The sequence below is a fragment of the Bacillus sp. EB01 genome (assembly GCF_000613125.1).
In the GTDB taxonomy this organism is placed as follows: Bacteria; Bacillota; Bacilli; order Bacillales; family Cytobacillaceae; genus Bacillus_D.
This window is the reverse complement of the sequence record NZ_HG964497.1, coordinates 3,011,799-3,028,141: the sequence shown is the minus strand read 5'-3', so window position 1 is coordinate 3,028,141 and position 16,343 is coordinate 3,011,799. Positions and strand designations below refer to the sequence as shown.

13 protein-coding genes are annotated in these 16,343 nt (G+C 43.3%); 12 read left to right on the top strand and 1 reads right to left on the bottom strand.

Features of this window, described 5'->3' with window-relative positions; all coding sequences use genetic code 11:
- Window positions 1-147: 147 nt before the first annotated feature.
- The 12 genes from TY16_RS13840 to nagA all read left to right on the top strand — a co-directional run bounded on the left by TY16_RS13840 (window position 148) and on the right by nagA (window position 14,029).
- Window positions 148-1,419 carry an ABC transporter substrate-binding protein gene (locus TY16_RS13840; protein WP_043932473.1) on the top strand — a complete coding sequence of 424 codons (1,272 nt, stop codon included), beginning with the start codon at window positions 148-150 and terminating at the stop codon, window positions 1,417-1,419.
- 95 nt (window positions 1,420-1,514) lie between these two features.
- A complete protein-coding gene (locus TY16_RS13835) occupies window positions 1,515-2,447 on the top strand; it encodes a carbohydrate ABC transporter permease (RefSeq protein ID WP_043934736.1) in 933 nt (310 codons plus the stop codon).
- Window positions 2,448-2,468: 21 nt separating this feature from the next.
- Window positions 2,469-3,308: a carbohydrate ABC transporter permease gene (locus TY16_RS13830; protein ID WP_043932472.1), complete on the top strand. Its 840-nt coding sequence runs from the start codon at window positions 2,469-2,471 to the stop codon at window positions 3,306-3,308.
- Window positions 3,309-3,354: 46 nt separating this feature from the next.
- On the top strand, window positions 3,355-5,031 hold the full coding sequence (locus tag TY16_RS13825) for a DUF4091 domain-containing protein (RefSeq protein ID WP_043932471.1): 1,677 nt from the start codon (window positions 3,355-3,357) through the stop codon (window positions 5,029-5,031).
- Window positions 5,032-5,084: 53 nt separating this feature from the next.
- Complete coding sequence (locus TY16_RS13820) at window positions 5,085-5,816, top strand: GntR family transcriptional regulator (protein WP_043932470.1); 732 nt, start codon at window positions 5,085-5,087, stop codon at window positions 5,814-5,816.
- Between the two features lie 65 nt (window positions 5,817-5,881).
- A complete protein-coding gene (locus TY16_RS13815) occupies window positions 5,882-6,745 on the top strand; it encodes a class II fructose-bisphosphate aldolase (RefSeq protein WP_043932469.1) in 864 nt (287 codons plus the stop codon).
- Window positions 6,742-7,686 carry a 1-phosphofructokinase family hexose kinase gene (locus TY16_RS13810; RefSeq protein ID WP_043932468.1) on the top strand — a complete coding sequence of 315 codons (945 nt, stop codon included), beginning with the start codon at window positions 6,742-6,744 and terminating at the stop codon, window positions 7,684-7,686. The genes TY16_RS13815 and TY16_RS13810 overlap by 4 nt, the downstream gene beginning before the upstream one ends.
- On the top strand, window positions 7,683-8,711 hold the full coding sequence (locus tag TY16_RS13805; protein ID WP_043932467.1) for an SIS domain-containing protein: 1,029 nt from the start codon (window positions 7,683-7,685) through the stop codon (window positions 8,709-8,711). The genes TY16_RS13810 and TY16_RS13805 overlap by 4 nt, the downstream gene beginning before the upstream one ends.
- A gap of 19 nt (window positions 8,712-8,730) precedes the next feature.
- Entirely contained in the window at window positions 8,731-9,627 is an 897-nt protein-coding gene (locus TY16_RS13800; protein ID WP_043932466.1) for an ROK family protein, read from the top strand.
- A 33-nt stretch (window positions 9,628-9,660) separates the two neighbouring features.
- Window positions 9,661-10,794 (top strand): Gfo/Idh/MocA family protein, encoded by a 1,134-nt coding sequence (locus TY16_RS13795; protein WP_043932465.1) that lies wholly within the window; start codon window positions 9,661-9,663, stop codon window positions 10,792-10,794.
- A gap of 61 nt (window positions 10,795-10,855) precedes the next feature.
- Window positions 10,856-12,643 carry a bifunctional metallophosphatase/5'-nucleotidase gene (locus tag TY16_RS13790; RefSeq protein WP_052342729.1) on the top strand — a complete coding sequence of 596 codons (1,788 nt, stop codon included), beginning with the start codon at window positions 10,856-10,858 and terminating at the stop codon, window positions 12,641-12,643.
- A 186-nt stretch (window positions 12,644-12,829) separates the two neighbouring features.
- Window positions 12,830-14,029: an N-acetylglucosamine-6-phosphate deacetylase gene (gene nagA / locus TY16_RS13785; RefSeq protein ID WP_043932464.1), complete on the top strand. Its 1,200-nt coding sequence runs from the start codon at window positions 12,830-12,832 to the stop codon at window positions 14,027-14,029.
- A 278-nt stretch (window positions 14,030-14,307) separates the two neighbouring features.
- Here the strand turns inward: nagA and TY16_RS13780 are convergent, their stop codons facing one another.
- Complete coding sequence (locus TY16_RS13780) at window positions 14,308-15,783, bottom strand: PAS domain-containing sensor histidine kinase (protein WP_043932463.1); 1,476 nt, start codon at window positions 15,781-15,783, stop codon at window positions 14,308-14,310.
- Window positions 15,784-16,343 lie beyond the last annotated feature (560 nt).

The following is a 16,343-nucleotide window of genomic DNA, read 5'->3' as shown; positions in this document are numbered from 1 at the left end:
AATTCAGAAAATCCAGTTGACCCATCAACCTGTCAATGGTATTATTCTATTTGTAAGCGCTTAACTATGTAATAACTTTCCAATCAGGAGAGAAGTTACATACTTTTAGTTTAGAACTCTGTCAATCTACTAAATAGGGGGATTTGGATGAGAAAAGTACTTGCTATTTTTGTTGCGCTCTTTGTATTAGTCATGACTGCATGTTCATCTACAGGTTCGGACACAGCCAGTGGGAAAAAAGGAAAAGATGGAAAGGTTGAAATAACCGTCGGGCTTTGGGATGATGCTCAGGCCAAATCGTATGAACCTGTTATTAAAAAGTTCCAGGAAGCCAATCCAAACATTAAAGTAAAAATGCAGGTGACTCCTTGGGATCAATACTGGACAAAACTTGAAACAGCAGCCACAGGGAGTGTTCTTCCGGATGTATTCTGGATGAACGGCCCGAACTTCGTTAAATACGCTTCAAATGGCATCCTTTTGCCGCTTGATGATTTGATTAAAGATAGTAAAGTCGATCTCAATAATTTCCCTGAATCAATGAATACACTGTACAACTATGATGGAAAACAGTACGGAATTCCTAAGGATATTGCAACTACAGCTCTTTTTTATAACAAAAAGCTCTTTGATGCAGCGGGCGTAAAATATCCCGATAATACATGGGATTGGAACGACATGATTGAAGCTGCAAAGAAGCTGACGAACGTGGATAAGGATGTATATGGAATCGCAGCGAAGCTTAATAACCAATCAAATTACTACAATACGATCTATCAGGCAGGCGGAAAAGTCATTTCCGATGATTTGAAGAAATCTCATTTTGATGATGCTGGAACAATTGAAGGGCTGAAATTCTGGACAGATTTAATTCATGTTCATAAAGTATCACCGACTTTGGAAACCATGACGGACAATGAGCCGCGTTCCCTGTTTGAATCAGAGAAAGTCGCGATGCTTTGGGACGGTTCCTGGATGGCGGGTCCGTTTGCGGCAAACGAAACGCTTAAAGGGAACGTTGATGTTGCAGAACTACCTCAGGGAAAACAGCGCGCAACAATTGTACACGGCTTGTCCCATGCTATCTCAGCAAATACAAAGCATAAGGAAGAAGCGTGGAAGTTCCTTGAATACCTTGGGACGGAGGAAGCCAACCAACTATTCTCTGAAAGTGGTGCCTTCACTCCAGCCTATGTAGGAACAGAAGAAGCGTGGGTGAAATCCATCCCGGAAATGAACCTGCAAGTATTTATCGATAGCCTGGAATATGCGGTCCCTTATCCTTCTTCCAAAAATACACCTGCATGGCAGGGTGTTGAGGGAGATTATCTCTCTAAAGCATGGACAGGTGAACAGGATGTAGCAACAGCGGCAAAGGCTTTAGCGGATAAAATGAACGAGGTATTGGCCGAAGAGTAAGCCTCGGCTTTCTCATTAAATTAACGGGCCCCCTATTCAATTGAGGGGGACCCGATTTCCTTTTGAGGTGGTAGGGATTGAACATTAATGGACCAATGAAAGTACCTTCAACCAGTCTTCCGGTCAATACATTCGTCCAAAAAAAGAGCAAACTCAAGCGAAATGATTGGATATGGGGATATTTCATGATTGCCCCTACCTTAATTGGCCTATTAGCTCTCTACATTTGGCCCAGCTTCCACACGTTTTATTTAAGTTTTACAAAATGGCAAGCGTTTGGTAACTACGAATGGGATGGATTGGCCAATTATGAGAGAATGCTTCAGGACGCTGAGTTACTTAACACGTTAAAAAACACCTTTACCTATACAGTTGTTTCTGTGCCAGTCAGTATTTCGATTGCCATTGTTATTGCTGTGTTCCTTAATCAAAAAATTAAAGGACTCTCCTTTTACCGGACGATTTATTTTTTGCCAGTCGTGACAATACCAGCTGCAATCGCGATGGTTTGGAAATGGCTATATGCAGACAAGTACGGCTTAATAAATTATATCCTTGGCTTGTTCTCGATTGATGGCACAAACTGGCTTACAAATCCGGATACAGCTTTATTTTCAATTGTTGTCGTAAGTGTCTGGATGCATGTCGGGTATTACACCATCTTTTTTCTTTCAGGACTGCAGGGGATACCGCAAACTCTATATGAGGCAGCTTCTATTGATGGCGCGGGAGTATTCCGGAAGTTCTTTAAAATTACACTTCCGCTATTAACGCCGACGATATTTTTTGTTGCTATCATATCACTCATTGATGCGCTGCAGGTGTTCGACCTCGTCTTCATGATGATCGAGCCGACGAGCCCGGTGCAAGGGCAGACTCGGACGTTGGTTGTCCTGTTTTTTGAGCAGGCATTCGAGGCGAACAACAAAGGATACGCATCGGCCATTGCATGCTTCATTTTCTTGATTATCTTTATCATAACCCTGATCCAGGTCAAACTGCAGAAAAAATGGGTCCATTATGAATAAGAAGAAGGGAGTATGATTTGGATGAATGCTAAAACCGCGGCCTACACTAGATTGAAAAAAGTATCAATCCACCTTCTCTTGTCATTTGGCGCTTTAGTGATGATGGCACCATTTATATGGATGGTTCTCACTTCTTTCAAGACAATGTCAGAGTCAACAAGAGTTCCACCGGTGATTTTTCCAAATGAAATGCAGTGGAGCAATTATAGCGACATTTTCTCTTCATTGCCTTTCGCCCAATTCTATGTTAATACCCTTTTGATGACTGCGGGTATTGTGATTGGACAGCTCATTTTTTGTTCTATGGCGGGATATGCTTTTGCCAGGATTGAATTTCCTGGAAGGGATGTGTTATTTGTCTTATTTTTATCAGTCCTGATGATCCCGTCCCAAGCCTTCCTAATCCCACAGTTCCTCCTGATGGAAAAGCTGGGCTGGCTCGATAGCCTGCATGTATTGATTGTCCCAGGGGTGTTCAGTGCATTTGGAACATTTTTAATGAGGCAATTTTTTATGAGTCTGCCAAAGGAACTTGAAGAAGCGGCGAGAATAGACGGCTGCAATCCTTTTCAGACATACTGGAAGATTATGCTTCCGCTTGCAAAGCCAGGATTGATTGCACTTTCCATTACGTCCATTTTATTCAGTTGGAAATCGTTGATGTGGCCGTTGATAGTAAATAACTCGCTCGAGAAAATGCCATTGTCAGCAGGGTTGGCTTTTTTAAGGGGCCAGCATACGACTGACTATCCAATCCTGATGGCTGGAGCTGTTCTGGCCTTATTGCCTGTCATCGTCATATTTATCATCCTGCAGAAGCACTTTATTGAAGGTTTATCCTTCTCCGGATCAAAGGGCTAATTGCAGAAGCGAACAACAGGTATTTTCTACGGTTGGAGGAGACTGAATGGATTCATGGGTGATTGAAACTAGGTGCATACATTCTTTAATTAAAGTGTTTCCTGATCAGGACCTTAGAGCTACACCTTATAAAAAGGGTTCAGCCTTATCAAATGAAACCTTTTCCTTTCAGGTTGCATACCGAGCGAAAGGAAAAATGATCAAGGATATTGGTATTGAGATTGAAACACAACTACTAGACAGCTTGGAACGGAGGGTAGTTGGCCTGGTGCCGTCGGAACTTCCTTGTTATGAAGACCCGGATGAGTGGATTCTCAGATCGACACCCGGACTCTACCCAGACCCGCTTCTTCCGTTAACTGAAGAAGGGGTAATAGCATTCCCAAACCAATGGCGGTCGGTATGGATAACTATTCATCTTGAAGGGAAATCAGTTGCTGGCCTCCACCCGATAACGGTACGATTCGTAAATCAGGAAGGCGAGGTGCTCGGGACGGAGGAATTTAAGCTGACGATTTTTCCTCAGCTACTTCCTGAACAGAAGCTGATTCATACAGAATGGTTCCACACAGATTGCCTTGCGCTTCAGTACAATGTCAATGTGTTCAGTGAAGAACATTGGGAATTGATCGAAAGTTACGTGGAGACTGCTGGACGGCATGGAATAAACATGATTTTGACCCCTTTGTTCACACCGCCGCTTGATACGGCAGTGGGGTCTGAACGTCCGACTGTGCAGCTTGTGGATGTACGAAAGGAAGGGGAGAACTATTCCTTTTCTTTTGAAAAAGTCGATCGCTGGGTTGAGCTTTGCAAAAGAAAAGGGATTAAGTACTTTGAATTTGCCCATTTTTTTACTCAGTGGGGAGCAAAAAGCGCACCAAAAATTATTGCCACTGAAAATGGTGAACAAAAAAGGATTTTCGGATGGGAAACTGATGCTGCAGGGAATGAATACAAAGCCTTCCTGGCGCAGTTTTTCCCTGAATTGAAAAAGTATATCAAAAGTCGCGGGTTGGAAGAATGCGTTTATTTCCATGTGTCAGATGAACCGAGTTTGGAGCACCTGGAATCTTATTCAAAGGCAAGCCAACTCGTAAATCAGTATGTAAACGAATATCCGGTTATTGATGCGCTTTCAGATTATCAATTTTATGAGAAAGGTCTCGTCCAAAACCCGATTCCTTCGAATGACCATATTGACCCGTTCATTATGAATGAAGTGCCAAATTTGTGGACGTATTATTGCTGCTTGCAAACAAAGGATGTTTCCAACCGGTTCTTTAACTTCCCTTCATCAAGGAATAGAATCATCGGTTTTCAGCTTTATAAGTTCGGTATTGCCGGCTTTCTTCACTGGGGTTATAATTTCTGGTTCACGAAATTATCAAAAGCTAAAATTGACCCATTCAGGAACACGGACGCAGGTTATAGCTTTCCATCTGGGGATGCCTTTCTTGTCTATCCTGGGGAAACTGGTCCGATTGAATCGGTCAGGATGGAAGTGCTTTATGAGGCGCTTCAGGACTTGCGTGCTCTTCAACTGCTTGAATCGGTAATAGGCAGGGAAGAAGTCATTCGATTTATTGAAGAAGGGTTAGAAAAACCATTAACCTTTTCAGAATTTCCGAGGGAGAATGACTGGATTCTAATCAAAAGGGAAGAACTCAACCGAATAATTGGAGTTATGTTCAACAATAAAATAGCGGCAGAGAGCCAATAGTATTACTATAAAGTTAATGGATAGTTTTTTAGGCTTTGGAAAGGAAGAGGAACATGAAGATGTTGGATTCAAGCAGCTTTGTGCCGCTTTATCATCAGTTAAAGGAAATTATTTTGGAAAACATTGAAAACCACACCTGGAAACCGGGGGATAAAATCCCTTCAGAGCATCAGCTGGTGGACCAATATAATGTCAGCCGCAATACAGTGATAAGGGCAATCGACGATTTGGTGAAAGAAGGCGTGCTGTATCGTGTACAAGGGACCGGGACCTTTGTTAATAAACCGAAAATCGAACAATCCTTGTCAGGGTTTTACAGCTTTAGCCAGGTATTGAAAGAGAAAGGCCTGAAACCGAAGGATATTATCCTTGAAATAAGCGAGGGTAAGGCAAGCCAGAAAATTGCCAACGCGCTAAAAATTAATAAAGACGAGCCTGTTGTTTTATTAAAAAGGCTTCGCTGTGCTAATGATGAACCAATCATTCTTGAATCTTCTTTTCTTCCAAAGGCGATTGTAGATGATTTATCAAAAATAAAAAAGGTAGGCAGCGTTCCTTTATACGACGTCCTGACAGCAGATTTCGGCGTCCAGGTAACATCGGCGAAAGAAACGTTCGAGCCTGTACTGATACTGGATTATGAAGCGATTCAACTAGGAGTGAAAGAAGGCAATCCGGCATTATTGCTCGAAAGGATTGCATACAATGAAAAAGGTCAGCCGGTGGAATATTGTAAATCAATTGTCCGCGGTGACCGCTGCAGGTTTTACACAGAGCTGATTTAAGCTCTGTTTCAAGTGTACTTGACCCATCAACCCAACAACACTTTTTTTAAGAGGCGGGGAAAAACATGGCTTTAGTATCAAGCAGGGAAATTATTTACGACGCGTATCAGAACAATTATGCGGTTGGGGCTTTTGCGGCACACAACCTTGAAATCTTAAAAGCTGTCTGTGATAGGGCAAACCGGTTGGGCGCGCCGATTATTATTCAAACCACACCAGGCACAATCAACTATCTTGGATTAGAAAGAACCGTTAGCATGGTTAAAGCAACTGCTGAAAAAGTGGCTATTCCGGTCGCGCTTCATCTTGATCATGGTGATTCTTTTGAAACAGCAATGAAGTGCCTCCGGGCAGGATATACGTCCATTATGATTGATGGCTCCCATCTTCCATTCGAAGAAAATATCAATCTCGTAAGAAGTGTTGTCAACGCGGCCCGTCCAATGGGAGTCCCGGTGGAAGCGGAGCTTGGTACAATTGGCGGGGTTGAGGATGACCTCGATGTAGATGAGGCCAATGCTATGATGACGGATCCACAGTCAGCAAAAATCTTTGCGGAACAGACCGGAATTGACTTTTTCGCCCCAGCTTTCGGTACAGCGCACGGGCTATATAAAAAAGACCCCGAGTTGAACTTTGGCTTGCTTGGGGAAATCAAAGAGCTTGTCTCTTTGCCAATTGTCATGCATGGTGCTTCCGGCGTTCCAGAACATGATGTTATCAAAGCATTGTCTTATGGTGTTGCGAAAGTCAATTTTTCCACTGAATTGAAGGTGGCTTTTGCCACTGCGTTAAAAGGATTCTTTGACGTACATCCGAACGAAAGTGACCCTCGCAAGTATTTCGTTCCAGCAATGGAGGCTGTAGCCGACATTGTCGAGAAGAAGATTGAATTGCTAGGCTCTTCATCAAGGGTTGCCGTGAAATGATCCTGACTGTAACACTTAATGCCGCTATCGATAAAACCTACTGGATCCCTGGATTTAGTCTTGGCGGTACGAACAGGGTATTGAAGCAGGCAGCCGAGCCTGGAGGTAAGGGTGTAAATGTGGCAAAAGTCCTTTCGTCCCTTGGCAAAGAGGTGAATGTCACCGGGTTTGTAGGTGGCGATACAGGCAAGGAACTGCAGAGGCTTCTTGGTGGATTCAATATTGGCCAGAGATGGTTTGAAATTGATGGAGAAACACGCACCTGCCTGAATATCATTGATGAAGAGTCAAATCGGGAAACAGAGATTTTGGAACAGGGGATTGAAGTAAGCAGGGAAGAGTGGGCTAATTTCCTCTCCGGCTTTAAAACGCTTGTTTCAGAGTGCGAAATGGTTCTTATATCCGGAAGCCTGCCTGCAGGATTGGAGCATGGTTCATATCGGGATTTGGTAGAGGTGATTAAAGCTCAAGGAAAAACAGTTGGTCTTGATACGAGCGGCTTGGCTTTCAAAGAAGGCCTGAAGAGCAAGCCGAGTTTCATTAAACCAAATATTGCGGAGCTGAATGAGTTTTGTGGAAAGGTGCTTAAGGATGAAGATGAAATCATCCATGAGGCTGTAAAGTTATACAAAAGCGGGATAAACCATGTTTTTGTTTCTTTGGGAAAGGAAGGAGCAATTGGTGTTTCCTGTGAGGGTGTTTTCCGGGCGAAGCTTCCTCCGATAATCCCATTGAACACTGTGGGCAGCGGCGATGCCACTTTTGCAGGGATTGGTTATAATCTGGCCCGGAATGGCAATACGGAGCAATGCCTTAGGAGTGGAATGGCAGCGGGAATGGCCAATGCACTGCAGCAAAGGGCTGGACGTATTGATCTGGACGATTACATGGTTTTTGCAGCAAGTGTAGAAACACAAAAATTAGCAGAGGTGAGGTCATGAGTAATTATACATGGAAAGAAATTACTAGCCAGGGCGAAGCTTTACTAAAAACTTATGAGTTAATGGAGAAATTTACCCCGCAAGTGATGAAGGATAACGAAATCCACGTTTTTACAGGGTGCGGTACTTCCTTTTACCTTGCACATGCGGCTGCAAAATACTTTCAAAAAGTCACAGGAAAAACAGCTATGGCAGTTCCGGCTTCAGAAATATTTATGGATCCTGATACGGTATTTTCTAAGGACTCTTTCTACAGGCTGGTCGCGATTTCCCGCTCAGGTACCACATCCGAGGTTGTCAAAGCTCTCAAGCATGTAAATGGAAGCGAGAACATTAAAACCTTGGCCGTAACGTGCAATAAAGGGAGCCAGATAACCGCTTTCGCAGAAGCAGCGATTGAACTGGATTTTATTAATGAAAAAAGTGTTGTTATGACGCAATCGTTCTCTAATATGCTTTTTTCTTTGCAACTATATGCCGCTTTGGTTTCCGGTAGTAAGGAAAAGATGTCCATACTGGGAAGCATGCCTGCATTGGCTGGCAGTGTTCTTGCTGATAAGGACCAACTGCGTCTCCTTGCTGAAAATGATAAGTTTAAAAGGTTCATCTTCCTCGGGGCTGGTGTGTTTAACGGTCTGGCAAAGGAAGCAACCTTGAAGCTTAAGGAAATGACCCAAACAGAATGCGAAAGCTATTCGAACCTTGAGTTTCGTCATGGCCCGATATCGATTGTTGACAACGTGACTGTAGCTGTACTCCTGAGTTCCGATTCTACCTTGGAATATGATGAGAGCCTTATTGCTGATATACAAGGAAAAGGAGGGACAGTTGTAGTTCTTGGCAAAGAAGGTACTGGCCTGGCGGGAGATATCAACGTCCCAATCCCTTCATTGGAACCATCGGATGACTTGGCAGCAGCCTTCATGCCGCAACTCCAGCTCCTTGCCTACTACAAAGCTCTCGCCCTTGGACTGGATCCTGACAAGCCGAGAAATCTTACCCAGGTTGTACAAATCCAGCTGTAAACAAAGTGGAGGGGATCAGGTGGGATATACACTGTCGGTTGATATTGGCGGAACGAAAATTGCCACTGGAATACTGAATGAAAACAAGATGTGGGTTGCCGAGCATGTTGAAAAGAGCAACTGTGCCACGGAAGAGACAATGTACTCATCTTTGCTCGCATCCATTTATCAAGTTCTAAACAAATCGGGGCTTATGAAAAATCAGTTAGACAACATGGGCGTTGCTATCCCGGGACAGGTTGATATGACAGAGGGGATTGCCATTTACTCGAACAATTTACCCTGGCGAAATTTTTATTTAGGTGATTTGTTGAAAAATGAATTTCCCACTGCTGTGGTTGGTTTTGAACATGACGTTAGGGCGGCAGCTGTTGGTGAAGCTGAAATCCGGAACTTCCATACAGGGCTGTTTGTATATGTTACTGTCAGCACAGGCATAGGTGCTTCCATACTGTTGGACGGGAAACCCCTCAAGGGATGCGGGATGGCAGGAGAAATAGGCTTTTTCCCGGTTAATGGGGGGACCCTTGAAACTTCGGCTTCAGGATCGGCCATGGAGAGAGAAACTGCTAAAGAATATGGCTGTAAATCTTTACAAGATGCTTTTGAACAATGGAACCAAGGTGACAGCTGTTTAGATGCTTATTTTGATAAAAAAGCATCTGAGATTGCCAATGCGATTTTTCATGTTTCTGCCCTCCTTGATCCGGCAAGGATTGTTTTGGGCGGCGGTGTCATAAACAACCAGCCCAATTTTTACGAATTAGTAAAAAAGCATTATATTTCACTGTGCCATCATGCTCTTCACCAGGATTGGCACGAAAGGCTGGAACCAAGCCTCTTAAAAAACAAATCTGGCCTTTTTGGCGCCGCCTGCACAGTATTGCGGAGCCTGGAGGAAAATCTTCAGCCATAGCTTTAGAATTTGGCTTTTTTACAGGAGGATTATATGAAACTCGGAATAATCGGCTACGGGCTGCGTGCCAGCCATGTTGTCAGAGAACTAATAAAAGCCGAACCATCCTGCCAAATCAAGGCAATTGCGGATCCCAATCATGAAACAATCAAGAAACAGCTGGAAGAGAGTGGCAGCCGGGTGAATTTCTATGAAACCGTGGAAGAAATGCTTGGTAAGGAACATCTGGATGGAATTGTTATTGGAACGAGGTGTTCTCTTCACACCGAGATGGCATTAAAAGTGTTCCCGACGGCCATACCACTCTTTCTTGAAAAGCCGGTTGCGATGAATATGGAAGACTTGTTGCGGTTAAAAAAAGGCTACAATAATTCTGCTTCGCCCGTTATCGTCTCGTTTCCGTTAAGGTTCACGGATATTGTCCAGCAAGTGAAGGCAATCATTGACTCAGGCCAAATTGGAACGGTCGAACATATCCAGGCGATAAATAATGTGCCCTATGGCGGGGTCTATTATCAGAACTGGTACAGGGATGAAGCGGAAACTGGCGGGCTTTTTCTGCAGAAAGCTACCCATGATTTTGATTATCTTAATTTTTTGGCTGGCTCGATGCCGGTTACTATTTCAGCAATGGAATCCAAACAGGTTTTTAAAGGGGATAAACAAGCCGGGCTGATGTGCATCAATTGTGAGGAACAGCTCGTTTGTGAGGAAAGTTCGGTTTTGAAAAGACTCAATAATGAGGAAGTTCACGGTGAATATTGCTGTTTTGCCACAGACACTGGCAACCATGATTCAGCAAGTGCCTTGATTCAATATGAAACAGGGATGCATGCTGTATATTCACAAAATTTTTATGCGCGAAAAGGTGCGAAAGCCCGTGGTGCCAGATTGATTGGGTACAGTGGGACAATCGAATTCGATTTTTATACAAGCATCATCAAGGTATTCATGCATCACACGAACCGGATCGAAACCCACGAAATCGATACAGGAAATACAAATCATTTTGGAGGTGATGCCAGGCTTGCCCGAAATTTTATTCATATGATGGAAAACCGTGCTGAGTCGATTGCGCCACTTGAGTCAGGGATCCTTAGCGCCCTGATGTGTCTAAAGGCTAAGGAATCTGCGGAAAATAAACGTTTTGAAACCATTGTACTGTAGGGATGGCATTGGACAAAGGAAAAGGATGAGAGCAAACTTTCAATTCCAAGGAGGAGTATGTTTGAAGACTACTTTATCAAGAGTTAAATACGTATGCCTGACTGCCATTTTGCTGATTTCCATTTTTGTGCCGCTGCAGGGGCCTTCTGCCAAAGCTGAAGGAGAAAATCCAGACGGTCTTGTGAATCTTCAGTTGCTGGGAATTACCGACTTCCATGGGTACATACAGGCACTGAATGATACTAGTAACGGAACGATACCTTCACCTGATGGGAGATTGACAGTAGGCGGAGCTGCCTATATGGCAGCCCATTTAAACAAACTTGAAAAAGGGCACAGCAATTCCATCCGGCTCTCTGTAGGGGACAATTTCAGCGGCTGGCCGTTTGAAGTGGCGGCCTTCAGGGATGAACCTACGATAGAATTGCTGAATAAGCTTGGAATTGAAATGACTGCTGCCGGAAATCATGAATTGGATGAAACAGCCGATTATCTTACCAAGTATATTTCAAGGGGTAAATGCTTCGGTAAGCGTGGAGTCGATAGCTGTTTCGAGGACTCCGATGGCAATCAATTCGCTGGGGCGGCATTCGATCATCTCAGTGCGAACATCCGCGATGCCAAATCGGGCCAACTAATCATGAAGCCATATACAATCAAATATATTCCTGACGGAAAAGGCGGAAATCTCCCGGTCGGCTTTATCGGACTAACTACGGTGGAAACAATTCTTGGTACAACCTCCTATCAAGAAGGCGCATTGATAGCCGATCCTCTTGTTGAAGCAGCAGAAACATATACAGCAGAACTAAAAGCACAGGGTGTTGAAACGATAGTTGCGGTTATCCATGAAGGCGGCACCCAGGACGGTGCAGGAAATTACAACACATGTTTGAATCCTAGGGGGCCTGTCATCGATTTTGCGAAAGCCGCGTCATCTGAAATCGATGCAATTTTTACTGGCCATTGGCATGCGGCATTTAATTGCTTCATAGACGATCCTGATGGCAACCCGCGTCCTGTGATTGAAGGAAGTAATCATGGCAGATTGATAAGTGAATTTAATCTTTATATCGATCCAGAAACAAAAGAAGCTGTCAGGGAAAAAACAACTTCAACCAACCATCCTGTTACAAGGGATATTGAACCTGATGCGGATATCGCACGTATGGTATCCTATTGGGTAGAGCGCGGAAAGCAAAGGGCAGCAGAGCATGTGGTAAACATAACCGGAGATATTACCCGCGCACGCAATGCGAATGGTGAAAGCACCCTGGCGAATCTGGCGGCAGATGCACATTATGCCGCAGGAAAGAAGGCTGCCCAGCCAGCTGAATTTGCATTGACGGCTAGCAGCCCGAATAGAGGAGACCTTTGGTACAAAAAAGGCAGCAATGAAGTAGACAGTGATGGAAAAGTACTATTCAGTGAACAATGGAACGCACATGGCTATGCTAATCCGGTTGTCGTTGTAACGCTGACTGGACGCCAGATTGACCAGATCCTTGAAGAACAGTGGGTTACACAGGCGAATGGGACGGTCAAGTTCTCGCCGCTTGCAGTATCCCATAACGTCCGATACACGTTTGATGCTTCAAAACCGGTAGGCCAGCGGGTGGAAACAGGAAGTATCATCATCAATGGCAAAGTATTGGATCCTGATAAATCTTACCGCGTTGCCGCTCTTGCCTACTTAATTCGAGGTAACGATGGATACCCAACATTTAAAGGATATGCCAACCCTGTCAGAACAGAAGTAGATCATTGGGCATTCCTGTCATATCTAAAGAGCCAAAAGGAAATTGACCCTTCTACCCTTGTGAACAGGGTAACTGCGATTGGCAACTGATTAAAATGTTCTAAAAGTACCGAAATAGTAAAGACGCTGGAGCCATGTATTTCTTCCAGCGTCTTTATGCTATGATTTATTTGAAAATGCAGTAATACAGTTGCCTTGTTTATTCAGCAGACAGGTCGTATTCGATACATAACATTCAAGTTCTAAAAGCATTCAGGAAGGAAGGGGAAGTGAAAGATGAGTGATAAAGTCCTGCTGCTTCATGGGAAAGTAGTGGTTGAGGATACAATCATCCCGGATGGCTATATTTTGATTCAAGACGGACTTATTGCGTCCGTTGGAAATGCAGATGATTTGCCTCAAGTTGACCCGGATACAAGTGTCATTGAACTTAAAAGCGGACACGCCGTGCTTCCCGGATTTATTGATCTCCACATCCATGGCGCTGGTGGGGCCGACACGATGGACGGAACACTCCAGGCGTTGGAAACCATTGCGGGTATTCTTCCTGCCGAAGGTACGACCAGCTTCCTAGCAACAACCATTACTCAAGAAAAAGGGGAAATCTGCCACGCACTTCAGAATGCTGCTGCCTATATGGAAACGTACAATACACCTGGCAAAGCAGAGATTTTAGGAATCCATCTTGAGGGGCCCTTTATCAATCCAGTTACAAAGGGTGCTCAGCCGGAAAAATACATAGTTCAGCCTACTATTGAATTGTTCGAGGAATGGCAGAAAGGTTCCGGACATTCCATAAGGCTGGTTACCTTGGCCCCGGAACAAAAAGGGGGACTTGAGTTAATCCGGCATCTTGCTGATCAAGGGGTTGTCGCTTCGATAGGACACTCGGATGCGACCTACAGTAAATGCATGGAAGCTGTTGAGGCAGGGGCTAGACATGTTACCCACCTTTACAACGGGATGCGAGGTTTGCATCATCGGGAGCCGGGGGTTGTCGGGGCAGCACTTTTGCTAGAACAATTAAAGATGGAAATGATTGTGGATGGTGTCCACTCAGCACCTGAGTCGGTAAAGCTTGCCATTAGGGCTAAAGGCGTAGACGGTACCATTTTGATAACAGACGCAATGCGCGCGAAATGTTTGAAGGACGGACAATACGATCTTGGCGGCCAGGAAGTCTTCGTTGAGGATGGGAGAGCGCTTTTGTCAAACGGCACACTCGCAGGGAGCATCTTAAGAATGAATCATTCCCTTAAGAATGTAATTGAATTCTCTGGTGTTACTCTTCAGGAAGCTGTAAAAATGGCCAGTGAAAATCCAGCCAGGCAGTTAAATATCTTCCATCGGAAAGGTAGCATTGCCCCCGGCAAGGACGCCGATTTTGTTATTGTAGATGAAAATCTGGAAGTACAATTAACTTTCTGCAGGGGAAAAGAAGCTTTTCTAAAGGGAAAACCCAGTCAAGCTGACTAATAATCAAGAGTCTGCTGCAATGTCGGCAGGCTCTTTTTGTGTTCCAGTTTATGTGTCCATGATCCCCGAAAAAGAGGGGATGATTTTTCTGAAGTGTTCCGCATTCGGGCCTTTATTAATAAACGACATATATAATGGACAATAGGTTTTGACCATTACAATGTAGTGTCAAGCTGTCAATAATATGTTTTCTAATTCCACTTACGGAGCGGGTTGTTGAATAAAGACTACCTCATTGACGGAACTCAAAACCACTAGGCGCATGGTTCTCCATGCGCCTAATTTTTTTCCAGGCATTCCAGTTCTATGCTGATGGTTGTCCCAATGCCAGCTTGGCTTTCAATTTTCATCTCTCCATTGTGTTCCTGGATAATTTTATTGCTTACTGTCAGACCGAGCCCAATTCCTTTATCTTTTGTTGTGTAAAATGGCGTGCCAAGATAGCCGACAATTTCCGGATCAATCCCTATGCCTTCATCTGTGAATGTTATTTTGACCAACGAGGGTTTTAGATACTCTACCTCTATATAAACATTGCCTCCGTTGGGCATTGCCTCTATTGCATTTTTTAGGAAATTAACAAAAACCTGCTTAAGCTGGTTCGGGCTGCAAAGAAGTTCAATATCCCTGGATGGGAATTTTGTCTTTATTTCGACGTTATGAAGAATAGCCTGCGGCAGCAGAATGTTTATCGTACTTTGTATTATTGATGTGATTCCTGCCTTAACGTATTGTACAGCCTGCGGTTTAGCCAGCGACATGAATTCATTGACAATCATATCAATCCGGTCGAGTTCGCCACGAATAATGTCAAGATACTGCCCCTGTTTCTCCATGTCTGTGTTTTTGGACAGCAGTTTTGAAAAACCCTTCAGCGAGGTAAGGGGGTTCCTGATTTCATGAGCTACTCCCGCTGCCAACTGGCCAATGATCGAAAGCCTATCCAGATTACGAATAGCGGACTCATTTTTAACACGTTCAGTAATATCACGAGCAACTGTTATGTACGAATCAATATCACCCCGCTCATTAAAAATAGGTGAGATATTATATTCAAAGTATAGTGTTTCACCTTCTGGCGAGTTTATTTCCCTTGCAAAAAGGATTGGCTTACCGGTAATTTTCCACTGAACTATTTTCCTTATTAACATTTTTGATTCTTTTTCTGAAATAAATTCTGATATACTTCTTCCGATTATATCGGAAGGAGACAGCCCAAATATCTTCTCATGGGAGGGCGACGCGTAAATAATCGTCCTGTCTTTTGTATTAGATACAATATTAATTAAATCAGTTGTATTTTCTGTAATAAGCCTATAAAGCTCCCGGCTCTTCTTCAATTCCCTTTCCAAATTCTTATGCTGCGTAATATCCCGGAAAATACCAATCATTGCAATGATTTCTCCCTCAGTGTTCCGAAAGGGGGAATAAGAGACTGCTATATCAAGGGTTTTTCCGTGTTTATGATAATATTGAAGGTTCAAATTAGAGAAGGTGTTCCCAGCCTTAACCTGTTCCACAAAGTATCTAACCTTTTCCAAGTTACTGAACTCTTCATACTTTCGCCCCAATAATTCATCCTGACTGTAGCCAAAGATCGATGAATACATAGGATTTACTCGTAAGAACCGGCCTTCCATGTCCACTATGGCAACACCGTCAACTGTACTAGTTAGAAATAAATCTAATAATTTATCTGGATCATATTCAGTAGTATCTAAATGTTTGCCAAAGAGCGGATGACATTCGGACATGGCCTTTCACTCCTTTCCAAAGGTATATACTTTTTTCTTATATATTACAGAATCTAGTCACTATTTGTCGATTATACTTTTTTGTTGAGATTTTAAATTAAAACTAGACCTTAATTGTGAAAACTTTAACAAACTTTATTAATTTGTGAAATAAGTCACAAACTTATTTTTAAAATGAAATTACAATATAAACATAAGGAAAACAATTTAAACTTAGCGGCTTTAAAAACCTGGTATCAAGGAATAGGAGGTCCCTAAACATGGACAAAAAAATAGTCATGATCGGAAGTGGAACGGCCGGTTTCAGTTACTCATAGATTTTCAATATGTGCCCATAGAATGCAAAAAGTGCTCATAGAAATTCGAATAGTGCCCATAGAAGTGGAAAATGTGCTCATAGATATCCAATGACGATATCATCAGGTACAGCTGGAACAGGTATAAACAAAACAACATCGAACTTTTTGCTGAAGTTTGGGAGGGGGCATTAACTTTTGACATATCTGTGAAATAGGTTACGAAATTCATAGATTTGTAAAATAGGCCTCAAATTTAATGGA